Below are 18,369 nucleotides of genomic sequence, written 5' to 3'. Positions count from 1 at the left end.
TTGCGATGACACTACAATCAGTGCCAGTGAGTGAGGTTGGTTAGCTCAACTGCACAACAGAGTAGAGCTGAATATACTTGCGAACCAACTGCTGATCCGTTGAACGTCTAAGAGGGTGGGTGAACTTAACAAAATAGGGGCTTAAGCCAAAGTGGTGCTCTAATGAAAAAGCAAGTTGCGACTCACTTTCATATAAGCTGATCCCTTGTAACTTATATTGGTCTATTTCATCAGGTAATTGCCCCGTCCACCAGTGGAGTAACTCTCGGCTCTGCTTGTTTCGAGAAATCCAATGATCGCTGATTAATAACAAAAGATCATTGGGCTGAATAGCGAAAGCGTATTCTTCTTGCCAGTTTGTTACGGCTTTAAATAATTTTTGCCGACAATTGCTTCCTGCACTCAATAAATGTGAAGAAAGTATCCAAACCGTGCCAGCGTCAGATGTCACTCTATAGTGATGAGGTTGTTCCGTATTTGAGTGAGATTCTAGCGCTACGTATTCGCAGTGGTGGCCGAATTCGGTCAACGTTCGGGATAGACGTCGAGAAAATGCCAAGCTCAGATGGTGCTCACTCATTCCTTTGTTGTGAATTGTCGGATAATGTTTTTCACACAGCTTCATACAGTCTGCCTGAAATTCATTCACACTCTGAATTAGCACATCTAATAGCAAGACTTCTCTCCACAAGTCGATATTTACACAATGAAGATTAGCATGTGAAAGTATTATTTAGTTACACTTAGTCCGAAAAATATTGAGTATGGTTAAGGGTTTATGTCCAAGATTGAATTTACATCACAACAAAAACAAGCGATGTCATCTGCTTTATTGCGATATTTGGAAGATGAGCTAAATATAGAAATTGGTCAGTTTGATGCGGAATTTATGATGGACTTCATAATAGAAGCATTTGGTCCTGCATTCTATAACAAGGGGCTAGCCGATGCACAGACGGTTATGCAGCGAAAGATGATGGATATTGCTGACGAGATTTATGAGATTGAACAAGTCAGTGAGTATTAAGTTATTAAAGGTGATGAAAAAGTTCCTTCAAAAATTTTGAATGACTTAATCAAATTCGCTCCGTTTCCCGAATGTAAAGAATGGTAAATAATCTGTTATAGAAATAGGGGAGACGATAGTCTCGTTGAAAAAGAGAAGTATTCAACATTTGGAATTGGCGCAATGAGATCAGAAGTAAAGAATTACAACCCTGTAGCGCGGGGAATCCATTGGATATCAGCAATTGTCATTATCGGCATGTTTGCTGTGGGGCTGTGGATGGTTGACCTGACTTATTACAGTGAATGGTATAAAACCGCTCCGCATTGGCACAAATCAGTGGGTATCTTACTTGCTGCTCTGACGCTATTTCGCTTTGTTTGGAAGCACACAACACTTTCTCCAAAAGTTGAAGGTAAAGCGTATGAAATTCTAGGCGCAAAGTTAGTTCACTTAGCTATGTACCTTGTTTTGATTGTACTTTTTGCTTCCGGTTACCTTATTTCTACCGAAGATGGCAGAGGTATTGACGTCTTCAACTGGTTTACTGTTCCTGGGCTTGGCGCTTTATTTGAGAATCAAGCTGATCTTTCTGGTGAGATTCACTTTTACGCCGCCTGGGCACTTATTTTAATGGCAGCCGTTCATGCTTTGGCTGCGATCAAACATCACGTGATTAACAAAGACAACACGCTACGCAAGATGATAGGAGCTTCGAAATGAAAAAAACGTTATTTGCTACCGGACTAGCTATGGCAATGGCATTGCCATTTGGTGCAAGCGCAGCGGACTACGTAATTGACAACAAAGGTGCTCACGCATCTGTTAACTTCAAAGTAAGTCACTTAGGCTACAGTTTTATCAAAGGTCGTTTTAACACATTTGAAGGTGACTTTTCTTACGACCCTGCAAACATTGGTGCATCTAAAGTAGAAGTAACAATTGATACTACGAGCTTGGACTCAAACCATGCTGAGCGTGATAAGCATATCCGTAGCTCAGACTTTATTGACGCGTCGAAGTTCTCTACTGCAACATTCACAAGCACAAGTGTTGTCGATAAAGGAAACGGCAAACTTGAAGTCAACGGTGACTTAAACCTACACGGTGTTACTAAGCCGATTACTATTGATGCTGAGTTCATTGGTGCTGGTCAAGACCCTTGGGGTGGTGAGCGCGCTGGTTTCTTAGGTTCTACTCGCCTGGAGCTTGCAGACTTCAATATTCCAGTTATGGGCGCATCTAGCTACGTTGATATGGAACTTCATGTAGAAGGTATTAAGAAGTAATCCATTTACTGCTTAACAATAAAAGAGCCCCCAACTTGCGTCGGGGGCTTTTTGATCAAGCGACTTATTTCCTGACCAAAATGCGCTAGGCTGATTCAAGCTGTGTGCTGTTGTCTACGATAGTTACCCTGTCACCATAAATAGTGCGTAACGCCTTCAATACATCTTCTCTTGTTACGACTCCTACGAACTTTCCATTGTCTAGAATCGGTAATACATGAGGTTTGTGAACCTTGATGCTTTTCGCTCGTTCCTCAAGTGAGAGTGATGTAAACGTTGTGGCTATTCCAATGCTGGTTGTTGGGTATAGTTGCTCTTTGTCGATACAAAGAAACTCCGCGACATCAATTAATTTGTCGTTCACGCTGATAGCGATAACATCTCTCGACATCAAGTCCACGACTTTTTGACCTTCAACTGGGATATAGTCCTGACACCATAAATCGACCATGACATCGTGAACGGAAAAGAAACCGATCAAGCGTTCTTCTGCATCTACAACTGGTGCACTTACCACATGATTATCTAGCAAAGTGTCAATGGCCGCGGGAGTGGTCATTTCAGGTGTTAAAGTGATCGGATCATTGTTCATAATGTCTTTAACGAATAATAGGTTGTTCATGGTGGTTTCCTTAGCTGACGTAATGTTAGTGCTTGTAGTAATACTGGAAATGGATGCGGCTTTGAGTTGTGGTCTGCGGTAGATACTCCAATTGGCAAGGCCGACTAATACTGCACCGCCGACGATATTGCCCAAGGTTACTGGGATGAGGTTTGCAGTAATAAATTGATAAATGTTGAGATCACTGTATTGATCAGAGGTCGCGCCTACTTGACTCCAAAAGGCCTCAGGCGCGAAGTTTTGAATAACGATACCAAGCGGTACCATGAACATGTTTGCGACGCAGTGTTCGAACCCGCTGGACACAAACATCGCTACGGGCATGATGGTCATCACCGCCTTAGTCATTGCATTGGCACTACTGAATGTGAGCCAGATAGCGAGACACACCAATAAGTTACACAGCACGCCGAGTGAGAAAGCTTCGACTGTTGAATGGTGCAATTTATGTTGAGCAATGTTGAGAGCGTTTAGCCCCCATTGACCATGGTCCATTTGGTATAAGCCAGCAGCGGATACGATCAACAGAAGTAACATTGCCCCGACAAAGTTGCCTATATACACCTTGCTCCAAATTGATAGCATCTTACTGAAACTGATTTGCTTGTTAGCCCATGAAATGCTGGACAGAACAGAGCTGGTAAAGAGCTCGCCACCACAGATAACGATAAGAATCAGCCCCATGCTGAACGCTAATCCGCCTGCGAGTCTGCTTAGCCCCCAGCCAGATTCCGTATTGCCTGTGGTGACAGTAATGTAGAACAGAAAAGCCAGCCCAATAAAGGCTCCAGCCATTACTGCTAATCCCAAAGTCATACCGCTGGTTTTATTGGCTTTACTGAGTGCGAATTTTTCCGCTTCTGCCATCATCTCACTGGGTGAGAAGTAGAGATTATTCGTCTGAGCTTGTTGTGCCATCGTCGCCCCCGAATTTATTAGTCATGATTACCTCCTGTTATTACAGTGAAAATGTCTCACTGCCCATTCAGGTTATGGTGTCCAGGAATACACGTAAAATTGATAATATTTAAAAACCTTATCAAAATTGTTGATATGGACTGAGAGCAACGTAAAATGAAACAACTTGCTTATTTATAAGCGTTTTTAGTCGTTGTTATTCTCTGAGCAAAGGATTGAAGCTTAATGAGATATTCTCTTAAACAACTTGCCGTATTTGATGCAGTCGCAGATATGGGGAGTGTTAGTATGGCCGCAGATAAGCTGGCATTAACGCAGTCGGCAACCAGTATGTCACTGGCTCAGATTGAAAAAATGCTAGGGCGACCACTGTTCGAACGCCAAGGTAAGCAGATGGCGTTAACGCATTGGGGGATGTGGTTAAGGCCAAAAGCCAAGCGGTTGTTACAGGATGCACAACAAATAGAGATGGGCTTTTACGAACAGCATCTATTGAGTGGCCACATCAAACTCGGTGCAAGTCAAACACCTGCGGAACATTTGGTTCCAGACCTCATCAGTATTATTGATAACTCATTTCCTGAGATGCGGATCTCTCTTAAAGTCAAAAGTACCGATAGCGTGATGCAAGGCGTCTTAGACTACAAATATGATCTGGGTATCATTGAAGGGCGTTGCGATGATAACCGACTTCATCAGGAAGTCTGGTGCCGTGACCATTTAACCGTTGTTGCCGCCGCGCATCATCCTTTCGCAAGGCATGAAACAGTGAGCCTTGCACAGCTAGAGCAGGCAAGGTGGGTTTTGAGAGAGCACGGTAGTGGTACTCGCAAGATTTTTGATAGCTCCATTCACCATTTAATTGAGGATTTAGACGTTTGGCGTGAATACGAGCACGTCCCCGTATTGCGTAGTATGGTGGAACATGGCCAGTACCTGACATGTTTACCGTATCTTGACGTTGAACGTTTTATTGAGAACGGGCAGTTGGTCGCGCTCAACGTCCCTGAACTGAGTATGGAGCGGACATTATCGTTTATATGGCGGGCTGACATGGTGGAAAACCCCCTCGTTGAGTGTATTAAACGAGAGGGATTGAGAATGATGAAAGGTAAGCCTTCGGTACTTTAATATTTTCAATATCTGTTGAAATAACGTTTGCGTCACAAAATATTATTAATATTTCATTTTGTTGCTTATTCATTGTGATCAAGATCGTTTTGTTTCTTTTACTTAACCCTTAACATGCCGTCTTGTACTTTTGATGTGTGTATAAGCACACTTAGCGAGGCGGTATGAGCACACTTGTCGCGATTTCATTAACTACGGGAATTCTTTCAGGTCTATGGGGGTGGATTGCCATCTCATTAGGCTTATTGTCATGGGCTGGCTTCTTAGGTTGCACCAGCTATTTTGCGTCTCCAACCAGCGGCCTTAAAGGTCTGGCTGAAAGCTTAGTCACCAACATGACAGGAGTATTTTGGGCGATGGTGATCATCCACGCTTCTCAATACGCTTCATTAGAAATTCTGGGTTATGTGATCACTGCTATCGTGGCATTTATGATGTGTATTCAGGCTAAGCAAAACTGGCTTGGGTATATACCGGGTACTTTTATTGGTTCTTGCGCGACTTTCGCAGCAGATGGTAACTGGCAGCTTGTTGTACCTTCGTTGATTTTAGGTGGCGTGTTTGGTTACTTGATGAAAGCAAGCGGCTTATGGTTGCATCAGAAGTCATCTCAAACACAATCTACCAGCGAGTTACCAACTCGTTCGTGATTGTGAACCCCCGATTGATTAGTATCGTTTGATGTTTGATACGCGGCCTTGACTACCTAAAGTAGCCTAGGCCGCTTTTTTTATGTGTTGCCGTTAGCCATTGTTACTACGCGCTTTAACGTCCATCTAAGCAGTATTGGTATGCAATCCATTCCTCTGTCTTCACAATGAGAAACGATCGCCAATGCCAAGTCAGGTTTAGCGAATTTCTTGAGTACTCTGGTCACCACTTTCTTTGCCGGAATCGGGTGGTCGAGTGGTATACGAACCATGTCTTTAAAGAAGGGTTCGAAACCGTTGTTATAGAGGTAATGTTCAATATCTCGATCTGGTAACTCGGTAAGACGATGACGCTCCTGATCGTTCCCTAGCTGAGCACGAACGGCTGCCGCGTACTTTTTACCTGCGGCATCACCATCAGTTACTACATGCCAATCGATGCCAAATGCTTTGGCGATCTTAACCAGTGACTTCAATCCTGATTGTGCAAACTCGATGATTTGTACGCCTTCAGCGGCTAAGTTGTATCCGCATTGGTTAGCAAGCTCATTAAAAAGCCAGACTTCAGTTTCACCTTCAACCAATAGCCAGCATCTGGCAAACAATGCTCCGGAGCGGTGGAAGCGGATATGAAATCCAATTCGTCTCAGTTCGTCTTTACTAAACCCCTGTGCAGGAAGATATGTCGTGATGGTTCGATCTGATTGTCGGACTAAACGACGAATACTGTTAAGTGGCACCTGACCAAGCAGGTCTCCACTGTTAGTGGTGAGTATCTTTTGCATGGGAAGAAGCTGAAGTAGGCTCCACGCACGAGCAAGATGAGTTGGATGCAATCGACCTTCAGGATCTTCGAGAATAAGCAATGGTCTGGCACAGCGGCGAAGCTTGTTAGGCCCTTTAGCTTGAAGGTAGGCATTGAGTAAGCCCATAAACAGAAGTCGAGTCTGTTTACTTTTCGTTTCCTCTACAACTTGAGAGATGCTTTTGTTGTTTGGGGATCCACTGAAAAAGATACCATCTCTTTGCTTGCGAAGGTTTTTGCGCGCATTGGACTTAAATGAAAAGTAGTGATCAACCAATACATTCATAGAGCTCAGGCTACTTTTCATTTCGCCTTTGTTTACATGTCCAGGAATCGCCATTAAACGCCGGCAGGTATTATTGATTCGCTTCTCGATGCGGTCATTGGTATCACCCAAGCTGCCGATTGGGCGCTCGAAGCGACGCGAATCTTTAAGGCGAATGACAGGGTGGAGCGTCATGAGCTCTTGCGCTAACTTTTCTGAATGATGTAAGGGAAGTGGGTTACCTTCACGATCGAGAAAAGCGTATCGTGTGGTGACATCATAGCCGTCACGGCTGGCGCTTAAGCGATAAATGATCTTATTAGTGCCTTGGTCATCTTGAATCCAGACCGGTTTGATTTTGCGATAACGCCCGGAGTTTATTTCGTTCCTATCGTTAGAAATCAGGCTAATCACAATTTGTAGGTGCTGAGTTTGAGGGTGTGCAATTGAGTAGTCGACATGAAAGTCAGTCATCTCAAATTGATAAGGTACGCCTTCAGGAGGCAAGGCGACCGATAGGGCATCTAACAGCGAAGATTTGCCCCAGGTATTTTCACCAATTAGGGTCGTGAGCTCGTCAAAAGCGATGGATAGCCGTTTGATCCCACGAAAGCCGGAAATTTCAATCCGCTCTAGCAGCATGAAGTGACTCCGTTTGAGCTATTGTTACCTAAAGCATAATAGAAAAACCTCTAATAAGCAGAAGCTTACCTCACAAAGTTTGTGCTTGCTCGGTGTAATCTACTATCAACAACAAGAGATCTTGCTCAACTTAGTCAATGTATATAGAACGGCGTATACAATAAAAGTGTGAAAGTTAATGAATTTGTCATAAAGGATGGGATACGATGTAGTCGAATATGAGAGAAGAAAATATGAAATATAAAAACAATAAAGCGGCTAAGATTAGGCTTGCGCACATTAACGATACCCATTCTTATTTTGAACCAACGTCGCTACAGCTTACGATTAATGTAGAAGGCGAAACCCTTACTCCGTATGTGAGTGCTGGGGGCTTTGCGCGTATAGCGACACGTAAAAAACAGCTCGAAGAATCACTATCTGACAATCGCCAAATGGTGTTCGTCCACGCAGGAGATTGTTTTCAGGGCACTTTGTATTTCTCCCTGTTTAAGGGGGAAGCGAACGCGACCATGCTCAATGCGCTCAATATAGATGCGATGGCCTTAGGTAACCATGAATTGGATATGGGTAACCTGCCTGTTGCGAAATTTGTAGAACAAATTGAATTCCCTTTGCTTGCCGGCAACTGGGACCTATCGAAAGAAAGTCAGGATAAAGAACTGACTTTAAGAGATAAGCCGCGTGTCCATTCTTATGTCCCGGACACTCAGTCCGCTCAGTGGATAGTAAAAGAGGTAGACGGTGAACCCATCGCTATCTTTTCCTTGGCACTGGATAAAATGGCAGACATTTCAAACCCAGACCTAGATACGCCGTTCGTAAATGCGATAGAAACAGCAACTCGCACGGTAGAGCAGATTCGAAGCCAAGGTATCAATAAAATCATTCTATTGAGCCACATGGGATACGATGCTGACCTAGACATGGCGTCAAAAGTAGATGGAATCAGTGTCATTGTTGGTGGTCATAGTCACCGTTTACAAGGTGATTTCAGTGATCTCGGACTTAAAAAGGATGATGATTACGGCATCAAAATCAATGGGACCCATGTTGTACAGGCGGGATACCATGCGTTAAGTATGGGCCATTGTGACATCGATTTTAACGAGCAAGGTGAGATCGTTGAATTCAACGGTAAGAATGAGCTCTTGCTAGGTCGAAGGGTGTTCCTTGATGCCAGTATGAGTGAAACAACTAATGAGCTGCCTTATCACACCGCTCGTGAGTTTATTGATAACCACCCGAACGTCCTGGTGTGTAAGAAAGACAAAGAAGTACAGACTTTACTTAATGAAAGGTACGTTTCTCGTGTTAGAACGCTACAACGTAACGTCATTGCACACGCTAACAAGCCACTGAGACATGTACGAATCCCTGATGAGGTAGGAGCCAGTGAATTAGCGCCATTAGTTGCGGAATCTTTTGTTCACTCTATGAAAAAGCTTGGTCACAATGCTGAGTTTGCTATTCATAACGCTGGTGGTGTTCGAAACTCACTCAATGTCGGAAATGTTTCCGTTGCTGATATTGCTGGAAAGCTACTGCCGTTTGCCGTACCGATTGGCGTTTATCAACTCAAAGGGAAGGACATTGCCGCTGCACTCGAAGGGGCCATTAACAATGCCACTAATAATGGCGTAGTAGGGACAGGAGATGGCTCCTATCCATATACATTTAATTTGAACTTTGAATACGCGCCTGAAGCGCCAATCGGCAACCGGATCCTTGGTCTGGAAATCTTTAATTCTGATGCTGGTTGGCAAAAAGTCGATGATGAAAAGTACTATGTTGGGACGTCGTCAGCCTATACCATGAAAGGGAAAGAAGGGTATGAGGCGATGCTGAACATGCTAGATGAAGGCGTTGTTACAACGACATCCATGGCCGACTGTTTTATCGAGTTGCTGACAGACTGGCCCGATACTTTGAATAGACCACAGCAGTGCGTGCAAACGTGGTGGCATAAAGGTTGCTAATTTATTCTCCGAGTTAATTGAGTAAATGAATGTTACTCTGGGGGAATCTATGTGGAGTAGAGACTGGATCGACGTTGCTGTCGTGATTAGCTGGGTAGGCGTTTGGTCTGCACTGGTATACTTTATCCCTGTTGGGGGAGTATAACCTGGCGGTAAATTTTCCGCTTAATGTAAAAAAGGAGCCAAGTCGGCTCCTTTTTTGATTCTAGCTATAGACGTTTTCCATAAGCAAGAATACAATCCGATCTGTTTGGGGAGTAGTCGCCTCTAGTTTACTTATCGTCATCTCGTTAGACTCAGTTCTATCCGGTAAGTATAAATGTTGTCGTCTTTACGTGGCATACATTTCGACGAGACCAACGCAATCAAGTTACCAATGTAATTACACATTGGATTGGTTTGTTTGCGGTGGGATCGTCAAAAATGTTCAGATCCCTCCGCTCAGGAGGAGCAATGACCCTATCTACTTATCTCGGTTTTGGTTTGCTAACGCTATCTATGGTGGCTTTAGATATATGGCAAACTCGTGGCGGCAACATCAGTATCAAGAAATCGACAGCGTGGAGCTTATTCTGGTTTCTGATCGCGTTCATATTCGCTGCTAGCATCTATTTCTTTTGGGATGTTTATACACCAGCAAGCAATTACAGCGCTGAGAAAGCGACCGTATCATTCATAACCGGCTATCTGCTAGAAAAGTCACTGAGTGTCGATAACCTGTTTGTGTTTGCCATCATCTTCCATCAGTACTTAGTACCAGAACACTTACGTCCACGAGCATTACTCTGGGGTGTGATTGGTGCGCTTGTCTTGCGTGCCATCATGATTGCAGTGGGTGCTCAATTGCTCGCTCAGTACCATTGGATTCTTTATGTCTTTGCTCTGTTCCTCATTTGGACGGGCGTACAGTTGGCAACGGATAAAGGAGAAGATGAGGTGAATCCCTTGCCTGAAAAGCTAATAAGGAAGTGGGCGAACGTAACTGATGATTTTCGTGGTAACGCACTGATGGTTGTGGAGCAGGGCAAACGAGTGTTAACACCGATGGCGATTGTAATTGGTGTGATTGCATTTATGGATGTCATGTTTGCACTTGATTCCATTCCTGCCATCTTTGCTGTTACGCAAGAGCCGTTTCTTGTACTTGCGGCGAACGTATTCGCCTTGCTGGGCCTTCGCTCTTTGTACTTTGTTCTCCAAGGCATGATGGATAAGTTTATCTACCTTAAACCAGCATTGTCCTTCATCATGATTTTCATTGGCATTAAGATGATGCTAGTTGGGTCACCTTGGGAGATACCCACTCCGCTGTCATTAGCTGTATTACTGATTACTATGTCTATTGCAGTTGTGGCATCGGTGGTCAAACAAAAGAGATTGGTATCAGAAGTTGAAGTAAGTATCGATAAATAAACTAATTTAATCGAGACAAATTACCAGCTTGAATATGTGTAAGGTTGTAAAATATTTGTGACTTGAGGCGTATTTCTGAGTGGTCAATAAATAGCAAATGCAATCAAAGTGGATAAATAAGCACTATATCCAGCTTTGGTTGCATTTTTTTTAAACTGTCATGTTAATGGTTTGTTTCATTAGAAAAACTAATGTCAAATAGAAAAATTTGTCATTTTTTGAACAGTAATTTATTGCTTAATATCCCCTCAACGAAACGAATTACACGATTTATAGAGAGGCAATCATGGCACAGGCAATGCACATCGGAACTATCAACGCTCCAATCTCTATGGACAAAAAAACCTACTCGGTTACTTTCAAAGGATTGATTGCACACCTACTAGATATTCTTTTCACAGACAATACACCTCGCGCTTACTACGCAAGTGACATGTCTGGTCACATCCAAAAGGATATCGGTCTATATCGTTAATAGACGTACATTTACAGACTGTTAAGCGCCAGCAGAAATGCTGGCGTTTTTTTTGTTTTATTTTAATGAAATAGAGTCAGCATTAGGTCGGTCATAGTCAGTAGTACATCAGAGGATCTGTCTATGAACACATTATTAGCGATATCCGTCGCCTCAACCCTCTCTAGTGGACAAATCTGGTCACACGAAGGTCAACCTGCTCAAGTTATAGAGTTATTTACGTCAGAAGGGTGTTCCAGTTGCCCACCAGCGGACAAGTATTTATCGACGTTTGAAGAAAGTGATCGACTATGGAAGGAAATTATCCCAGTGGCTTATCACGTCGATTATTGGGATTACCTTGGTTGGCAAGACGATTTTGCTAAACCTGAATACTCCCAACTTCAGCGTCTTTATCGTGCATATGATGTCGTGGGTAGCGTCTATACGCCAGGATTTATTGTTGATGGTAAAGAATGGCGCGGCTTCTTCAATTGGGTTAACCGCGAGCTACCAGCTTTAGAGCCTAGAAACGCAGAGAGACTGACACTTAGTCGCAAAGGAAATAAATTCATTCTTAACTTCGACAAATCTGGACATCTAGACGCGACGATTGTGTTTCTTGCGAACAATCGAACCACCATAGTGAAGGCCGGAGAAAACAGAGGGAAGTCACTTGAACACGACTTTATCGCTAAGGAACGTCAGCAAAGTCGCTCCTCGACCGGAACCTGGCATTTTGAATTGACGAATGAACTGAATGACATTGATGCTGTGGTTGCTTGGGTAACAAAACCAGGCAGTTTTGAGAGAATTCAGACTGTAGCAGGAAAAATTGAATAGAGATTACCCGACTTAATGTGACGCCGTCACGCTTGAAGTGTTACCACTTTTGTACTAGAAGCATATTAATGGTTTTGTTAGCAGGGCATTAATATGGGCACTTTAAGAGACGCAATTAAATTGCCAAGTCTATTTGTACTGCTCGCATTTTTTACCAGTCAAACATATGCGAAGACGGTAACTTTTGTTACTGATGTTTGGCCTCCATATGTTTTAGATGCATCAAAAGAAGAAGGTAAAGGTTTTTTTGTCGATCTCGTTATTGAAATGTGTCAAAGCGAGGAGACGAACATTGAAGTGGCGTATGTTCCTTGGTTAAGGGCTGAAACTATGGTGAAACATGGTTCTGCTTTCGCCGCCTTCCCTTATGCTGTCACAAAAACGAGAAAGGAATTTGCTGACTTCTCTGTTTCAATAACTCAATCGGCAAACCCGCCTAGAATTTTTTATTATCGACCACTTGTTCCTAAGGCTGACTCTGTCAGTCTTGGAGAACTAATGTCCTATCGTATCGGAACTTATCTCGGTTATTACATTAAAGAAAAATTTGATGAGTAGGGGCACGAGTATGTGCTAGCTCAAACAGAAGAAAAAGCGTTTCAAATGCTACAAAAAGGCCGAATTGATTATCTCCCAGCTGATCCAGAATCTGGTTGGAAATGGATTGCTAAACTTTTTCCAGATTCACAGCATCTCTTCGGTATCTTACCCGACCCATTTCCCGGAACTTCGCTTCATCTCATGGTTTCCCGCTCTTTTCCCAATGCACAGGAGATTCTTAATCAATGTGAGCGAGGTTTTGAAAAAATGAGAGAGTCTGGGAAGTATTTTGAAATGCTTAAGAGTGAAGGAAAGCTCAAATATGCGATACCGGGCGACAAGTGACCTTGTATTACGAAAAGCTCTTAACAATCAAAAGCTATAATTAGAGAGTTGTGGTTATGGTTACAGGGCTCGTCTATGACAAATGATTCAGAATTATGGCTGTTACGAAGTATAAAAATATTACCGGTGACACTCACTATGACGGTAATGTTAGCCATAACTTTGATTTTTGTCGGAGAGGAACAAAGAAAAATTGATGCGTTGTTGGATGGCTTTCGACAAGACTTTATAGAGAGCCAACGCGAACAATCAAAACGCCAATTGCAAAATATCCATCAACATTTGCTTTTCGAAACCTCTCAAGCAGTCGATGTATTAAAAGCCGATATTCGAGAACGAATTTATGAAGCGCATAGCATCGCCAGCGGTTTGTATCGCTCTTTTCCCAATTACGCAGAAGAAGAACTTCAATCCTTAATATCTGAAGCATTGAGAGATGTGAGGTTTAATGAAGGTCGTGGCTACTTCTTTATATTTTCTATGGAAGGTACGAGCGTTATGCATGGATTGCTTCCTCATATTGAAGGAACGTCCAAAATTGACGCTAAAGACAGCAAGGGAACATTGATATTAAAAGAACATATCGATCTCATCCGACAATCGGTTAATGGCGAAGCCTTTTACCAATGGTGGTATAAGAAACCAGGACAAGGTGATGTTGAGTTTGAAAAGATCGGATTTGGTAAGGAATTTGAACCTTTTGACTGGTTTATCGGGACTGGTGAGTACGTTTCTGACGTCGAGGATGAGATAAAGCTTAGGCTTCTAGAATGGCTGACAGCATTAAGATTTGGAGAAGATAACTACGTATTTGTAATGGATATGAAAGGCGTGACACTAGCGCATAAAGACCCTGACCGAATTGGAGATCCTGAGCCTGAGCTCCTTGAAACAATTAGAACAACATTAAATGGCAACTTGTCAGGATTTGTGGAATACCAGAGTCCCTACACCCCAGAAGGCATCTTCAACTCAAATAAAGTTAGTTATGTTCAGGTATTACCGGAATGGGGATGGATTATTGGAACGGGTTTTTTTACTGAGCATGTTGAACGTGTTTTGAGCCCGCAAGTGGTTAAGCTAAAACAAGCCCATTCAGAAGACCTCCTTCGCGTGATTCTTATTCTAGTTGGATTAATGTCGCTTCTTGTCACTTTGTCGTTTTGGGCCAGCAAATTGGTCAAAAGGCGCTTTGATGACTATCAGCAAAGAATCGAAGAGGATATTAAGCAGCTTGAGATAAGCAGCATGCAATTGGAAAGGTTGGCCCACATCGATTCGTTGACAGGTATTCCTAACCGTAGCCGACTGGATGCGCAATTGGACAGCTGCATCGAAAAATGCAAAACAGATAAGTCGAAATACGCGGTCTTATTCGTTGATTTGGATGACTTTAAAAGGATCAATGATAAATATGGTCACCACGCTGGAGATGAGTTGCTTAAAGCTGTGAGTGCGACATTCTCGAAACTCAAACGTGATGATGAAATATTGGTTCGCTTTGGTGGAGACGAGTTTGTTTTTGGTTTTCCTATTGTTGAAGTGGAAGAAGCAAATCTCAGAGCTGAAAGGATTCAAGAGGCCATAGCCGTTCCTATTCTATTTCATGGTATTCAGTTATCCACCAGCTGCAGTATTGGTATCGCAATTTTCCCTGAGCATGGCGCTAATTCTTCCGAATTGTTATCTCACTCTGATGTTGCTCTTTACACTTCTAAAGAAAAAACAAAAGGTCAAATTCAGCTTTTCACCAAAGGAATCAGCGACATATTGGAATATCAGTTTGCGCTAGAAGAGCAGTTAAGTTTTGCTTTGGCGAGAGAAGAAATCAGCGTTCATTACCAACCTAAAATTAATGCTGCTAGCGGCGAGATCATTGGAGTTGAGGCATTGTGTCGTTGGCATTCACTGGAATTTGGTTATGTTTCTCCGGATAAGTTTATAGATGTCGCTGAAAAAACGGGATTGATCATCGAGATTGGCGACTTTGTGATGAAGCAGGCCTGTAAAGATATCGTCTTGTTCAATCGATTGAATCAAAGCCAAGTTGGCGTTGCGATTAATATCTCTCCATTACAGCTTCTTCATAAAGATTTTGAATCAAAAGCCAAAGACATTCTCCATTCAAACGAGTTGAACAATCATCTGGTTACTTTTGAAATTACAGAGAATGTTGTTATTGAAGATACGGACAGAGTCAAAGACATATTAACGAACTTGAGTGCGGAAGGATTTGGTGTTTCTCTTGATGATTTTGGGACGGGTTATTGTTCTCTCCGGTATGTTAACGAACTACCAATATCGGAGATCAAAATTGATCGACAGTTCATACGTGATATCAACGATGACAACTATTTGGACAGCTTAGCTAATACCATCATAGCGATGGGGCACTCTAATCAGCTTAATGTAGTGGCAGAAGGGGTGGAGACCAAACGTCAGGCGGAGTTGCTAAACCAAATGGGCTGCCAGGTGCTTCAAGGCTACTATTTCGATAAACCACTGACCTTCAATCAGCTATGCGATAGATACGCTCAGCGAGAGCGAGCGTAAAGGAGGCTCGTCGCCTCCTAGTAAAAAGTTATTGAGTTTTAATGAGCACCAACGCAGCAAAGAGCGCTTTCTTATCGGCGTCTGTCAAATATCTTTCGTTAATCGCTGCTTGAAATGTTGGCCAGTCACTTTGTTTAAATTCGCCGCCTTCATCTAGGTACTCCGCAATTCCCGACGTTATCTCTTGGCCAAGTTTGATTAGTTCAGGGCGAATAACTGTCTTAAGATCTCTTGGAGTACGCGTTTCTTGTGCGGTCAATAAATCAGCTCGGTATCGGAACTGAATCGCCTTTGCTGCGGAAATCTGAGCGGCAAAAAATGCTTCAACACTTTGTTTGTCTAAGCCTTCTTTTTCTGCCGCTACGCTAGCAGACTCAATGACGACGGCGTCTCTTTTCTTATCTTCTACCGCTATACCATTGTTTGCTTTGTGCAGTGCGACGTCCTCCATGTAACTGAGGCGATGATCTATGGTTGAGAAAATATCCGTTTTTGTAGGGGAGGCGAAGACTTGAAAAGACATGACTGCGCTGGTGAGGAGGAGGGGTAAAAGTCGCATTGAAATAAGTTCCTGATGTTAAGTTTAGAGTTGCAAAATAGTATATAAGCACAGATGCATAAATACAGTATCTAATTCTCCAAAAGGGCTGAGTTAACAAGCTATAAGTATTTTAATGACGATAAAAAAGGCCCCAACCGAAGTTGGGGCTAACCGATCTACGAGAGAGTAGAGATTAAATGTTGGTTTATCCGTAAGGCGGATAGATGTCGCACCTATGCTATGCGACGTTCGCAGACTAATGCATCACCCTGCGAGATTTGTTTCACCCATGTTTCAGCGTTATTTTGGGGCTGGCAAATTCAAAAGCTCACTTAGGTTCTCATCAACTTGTTCAACAAAGTGAATGTCCAAACCGGCAAGCGCAAAATGCCCATAAGGTGTTTTAAGTTCTTTATAGGTACTGTTCGGTGTTATTGTCTGAAGTTTCTTCAGCTCTTCTGGTGGGAAAACGCCGTCAGTGTCGATTGAAATAACGTAAGTGAGGGCGCGGATACCATGGAGTGTCTGTTCGAGAGATTTTCCCGGGAGTGTTACGTCATGACTCTGCCATTTATCAATCATAGAAAGGAGAACGTTAGGCTCCATTGATGTGAAAGAGCGTCTTGTAGCGCCATCGAGAAAGCTGTCTACGCTCTGAAAGCCTAACTTTTTGTATAGCTGCTGGTCATAGAAGGCTTTGCTAAATCCAAACACTGACCATAAATCAGCATGTCTACTCAAACCATCATTCACATTTCTATAGTCATCATATTCACCCTCGCTGAACGCAGGATCAGAGATGATCGCATCTTCTAGTATTTCAGAAATGAGTGAAGCCATTGCAGAGTTGGTTGCTGTGCCCGCTATTGGAGCCGCTCTCTGAACCATGTCTGGGTAACGAACCGCCCATTCCCAAACTTGTTGTGCTCCCATTGAGCCACCCACGACTAAAGCGAGTTGTTTGATGCCAAATTTGTCAGACAATAGCTGATGCTGTGCCGACACGTCATCGCTAATGCTTAATTTGGGAAATGTATCGTCAGGCTGTGTTTTGGAGTTGTTAGGTGATGTCGATAAGCCGTTACCCAATTGATTGACCACAACGATAAAGTATTTATCTGGGTTTAACGCCTTGTCCGGCCCGATGTAAACATCATCCATTACCTTATTCGTTGCGCCGTACCAGGTCGTGACAAGTATCGCGTTGCCTTTATCTCTATTGAGACGACCGTGCGTTGTGTACGCAAGTTGTGCATCACGCAAAACCTGGTCACTTTCTAGCTCAAAATCTCCCAAAGAGTAGAACTGAACATTGCCATGATGTTTTTCTGAATAGAACTCGTTACTGAAAGCAACGTGCGAAGAGGAGAGACTCACCAATATGAGCAAGAGTTTTATACTTTTCATAGCCAACTTTATGTTATCTCTAGACGTGAGGAATGCTGAATCTTAAACGGCCGAAGCATAAGTGTATGGCTTCATATTGGTTGATTAACAGTTAATCATTATGAATTAGACTTTAATTAGAAACTTTGGTGTGAAATTTAAGCGCATTAAAAAGGGCGCTGAATAGCGCCCTTAGAAAAATCATCAATTTATAACTACTTCTTACGGCAGTATTCAGCGATAACGTACATAGATTGACCACCGTTCGCTTTACCAGAAACAAGCTTAGGATCGTCGCCAATGCTGATTCCACGGATAACGGTACCTTGCTTGATGACTTGGTTAGTGCCACGTACCGGCAGGTCTTTGATTACCGTTACGTCGTCACCTTTTTTCAGTTCAACGCCGTTGCAATCAAGTGGTTTGTCATCTGCAGACATACCAATCATGGCCCAGTTCATTTGCTCTTCTTCCATGTACATCATGTCTAGCGCATCTTGTGCCCAGCTTTCGCTGTTTAAGCGCGTTAGCTGGCGCCATGCTGTGACTTGCACACCTGGAACTTGGCTCCACATGCTATCGTTCAAACAACGCCAGTGGTTGATGTCTTTAGGCTCGTCAATTTCACCAAGACATGTGTCGCAAACCATAATAGCGTGATCCACAGTCACATGGCTGTGTGGTGGAACGGCGTAGGCGGTTAGCTGAGATTCAGCACTGCACAATTCACACTTAGATTGGCAACGTTCTAGCATGGTCGCTTCTGAAGACATAATGGGCTCACATATAAATAGGTATTAAATCAAGGGCGCTATTATCCACTTTATCCATCGAAAATAAAGGGGTATTGGCTTTGTAGAGTACGAACCGCCTTGATTTAGCGGATTATTCCCGCAATAGTTATCTTATATGTGTGACGCTGTCACTAGTGCGATTCCTATTCTTTACCATTTTTATAACAATCGGCATAATGAGCGGCGTTTATAT

At 43.0% G+C, this 18,369-nt stretch carries 18 protein-coding genes; 12 read left to right on the top strand and 6 right to left on the bottom strand.

All coding sequences use genetic code 11. The features are described 5' to 3' along the window. Positions 1 to 40: 40 nt before the first annotated feature. Complete coding sequence (locus IX95_RS14870; protein ID WP_038161370.1) at positions 41 to 676, bottom strand: hypothetical protein; 636 nt, start codon at positions 674 to 676, stop codon at positions 41 to 43. Positions 677 to 778: 102 nt separating this feature from the next. Between IX95_RS14870 and IX95_RS14865 the strand changes: the two genes are divergently transcribed. The 3 genes from IX95_RS14865 (at position 779) to IX95_RS14855 (ending at position 2,295) form a co-directional block, all read left to right on the top strand. Beyond that, positions 779 to 1,027: a DUF2164 domain-containing protein gene (locus IX95_RS14865; RefSeq protein WP_021457133.1), complete on the top strand. Its 249-nt coding sequence runs from the start codon at positions 779 to 781 to the stop codon at positions 1,025 to 1,027. A gap of 162 nt (positions 1,028 to 1,189) precedes the next feature. Next, positions 1,190 to 1,729, top strand: coding sequence for a cytochrome b (locus tag IX95_RS14860; protein ID WP_038161367.1), 540 nt, complete (start codon positions 1,190 to 1,192; stop codon positions 1,727 to 1,729). Next, positions 1,726 to 2,295 carry a YceI family protein gene (locus IX95_RS14855; protein ID WP_021457131.1) on the top strand — a complete coding sequence of 190 codons (570 nt, stop codon included), beginning with the start codon at positions 1,726 to 1,728 and terminating at the stop codon, positions 2,293 to 2,295. The genes IX95_RS14860 and IX95_RS14855 overlap by 4 nt, the downstream gene beginning before the upstream one ends. Before the next feature lie 85 nt (positions 2,296 to 2,380). On the opposite strand, the gene focA is transcribed toward IX95_RS14855, so the two are convergent. Continuing rightward, positions 2,381 to 3,835 carry a formate transporter FocA gene (gene focA, locus IX95_RS14850; RefSeq protein WP_038161363.1) on the bottom strand — a complete coding sequence of 485 codons (1,455 nt, stop codon included), beginning with the start codon at positions 3,833 to 3,835 and terminating at the stop codon, positions 2,381 to 2,383. Positions 3,836 to 4,060: 225 nt separating this feature from the next. On the opposite strand from focA, the gene IX95_RS14845 reads away from it, so the two are divergent. Both IX95_RS14845 and IX95_RS14840 read left to right on the top strand, forming a co-directional pair. Beyond that, positions 4,061 to 4,966, top strand: a complete 906-nt coding sequence (locus tag IX95_RS14845) for a LysR substrate-binding domain-containing protein (protein ID WP_038161360.1) — start codon at positions 4,061 to 4,063, stop codon at positions 4,964 to 4,966. Positions 4,967 to 5,130: 164 nt separating this feature from the next. Continuing rightward, entirely contained in the window at positions 5,131 to 5,616 is a 486-nt protein-coding gene (locus IX95_RS14840; RefSeq protein ID WP_019277010.1) for a DUF1097 domain-containing protein, read from the top strand. Positions 5,617 to 5,696: 80 nt separating this feature from the next. On the opposite strand, the gene IX95_RS14835 is transcribed toward IX95_RS14840, so the two are convergent. Further along, entirely contained in the window at positions 5,697 to 7,328 is a 1,632-nt protein-coding gene (locus IX95_RS14835; RefSeq protein WP_038161356.1) for an ATP-dependent endonuclease, read from the bottom strand. 233 nt (positions 7,329 to 7,561) lie between these two features. Here IX95_RS14835 and IX95_RS14830 point away from each other — a divergent pair, with 233 nt between their 5' ends. The 7 genes from IX95_RS14830 to IX95_RS14805 all read left to right on the top strand — a co-directional run bounded on the left by IX95_RS14830 (position 7,562) and on the right by IX95_RS14805 (position 15,455). After that, entirely contained in the window at positions 7,562 to 9,307 is a 1,746-nt protein-coding gene (locus IX95_RS14830; protein WP_038161967.1) for a bifunctional metallophosphatase/5'-nucleotidase, read from the top strand. Between the two features lie 453 nt (positions 9,308 to 9,760). Then, positions 9,761 to 10,720 carry a TerC/Alx family metal homeostasis membrane protein gene (locus tag IX95_RS14825; RefSeq protein WP_038161353.1) on the top strand — a complete coding sequence of 320 codons (960 nt, stop codon included), beginning with the start codon at positions 9,761 to 9,763 and terminating at the stop codon, positions 10,718 to 10,720. A 286-nt stretch (positions 10,721 to 11,006) separates the two neighbouring features. Then, positions 11,007 to 11,195: a hypothetical protein gene (locus tag IX95_RS14820; RefSeq protein ID WP_006961027.1), complete on the top strand. Its 189-nt coding sequence runs from the start codon at positions 11,007 to 11,009 to the stop codon at positions 11,193 to 11,195. Positions 11,196 to 11,318: 123 nt separating this feature from the next. Further along, positions 11,319 to 12,017 carry a DUF1223 domain-containing protein gene (locus IX95_RS14815; protein WP_038161350.1) on the top strand — a complete coding sequence of 233 codons (699 nt, stop codon included), beginning with the start codon at positions 11,319 to 11,321 and terminating at the stop codon, positions 12,015 to 12,017. A 93-nt stretch (positions 12,018 to 12,110) separates the two neighbouring features. Further along, complete coding sequence (locus tag IX95_RS26870; RefSeq protein WP_235202638.1) at positions 12,111 to 12,575, top strand: transporter substrate-binding domain-containing protein; 465 nt, start codon at positions 12,111 to 12,113, stop codon at positions 12,573 to 12,575. 12 nt (positions 12,576 to 12,587) lie between these two features. Next, positions 12,588 to 12,902, top strand: a complete 315-nt coding sequence (locus tag IX95_RS26865; RefSeq protein WP_235202637.1) for a transporter substrate-binding domain-containing protein — start codon at positions 12,588 to 12,590, stop codon at positions 12,900 to 12,902. 138 nt (positions 12,903 to 13,040) lie between these two features. Then, positions 13,041 to 15,455: a bifunctional diguanylate cyclase/phosphodiesterase gene (locus IX95_RS14805; RefSeq protein ID WP_051912572.1), complete on the top strand. Its 2,415-nt coding sequence runs from the start codon at positions 13,041 to 13,043 to the stop codon at positions 15,453 to 15,455. Between the two features lie 28 nt (positions 15,456 to 15,483). Here IX95_RS14805 and aroQ read toward each other — a convergent pair whose 3' ends face one another. From aroQ to IX95_RS14790, 3 genes are all read right to left on the bottom strand, one after another. Further along, positions 15,484 to 16,014, bottom strand: a complete 531-nt coding sequence (gene aroQ, locus IX95_RS14800) for a gamma subclass chorismate mutase AroQ (protein ID WP_038161346.1) — start codon at positions 16,012 to 16,014, stop codon at positions 15,484 to 15,486. A 282-nt stretch (positions 16,015 to 16,296) separates the two neighbouring features. Further along, positions 16,297 to 17,403 carry an alpha/beta fold hydrolase gene (locus IX95_RS14795; RefSeq protein ID WP_051912571.1) on the bottom strand — a complete coding sequence of 369 codons (1,107 nt, stop codon included), beginning with the start codon at positions 17,401 to 17,403 and terminating at the stop codon, positions 16,297 to 16,299. 194 nt (positions 17,404 to 17,597) lie between these two features. Beyond that, positions 17,598 to 18,155: a PhnA domain-containing protein gene (locus IX95_RS14790; protein WP_006961016.1), complete on the bottom strand. Its 558-nt coding sequence runs from the start codon at positions 18,153 to 18,155 to the stop codon at positions 17,598 to 17,600. Between the last annotated feature and the right edge of the window lie 214 nt (positions 18,156 to 18,369).

Origin of the sequence: Vibrio sp. B183 (genome assembly GCF_000740665.1) — a bacterium.
GTDB classification, from domain to species: Bacteria; Pseudomonadota; Gammaproteobacteria; order Enterobacterales; family Vibrionaceae; genus Vibrio; species Vibrio coralliilyticus.
This window is presented reverse-complemented; position numbering and strand designations above follow the sequence as displayed.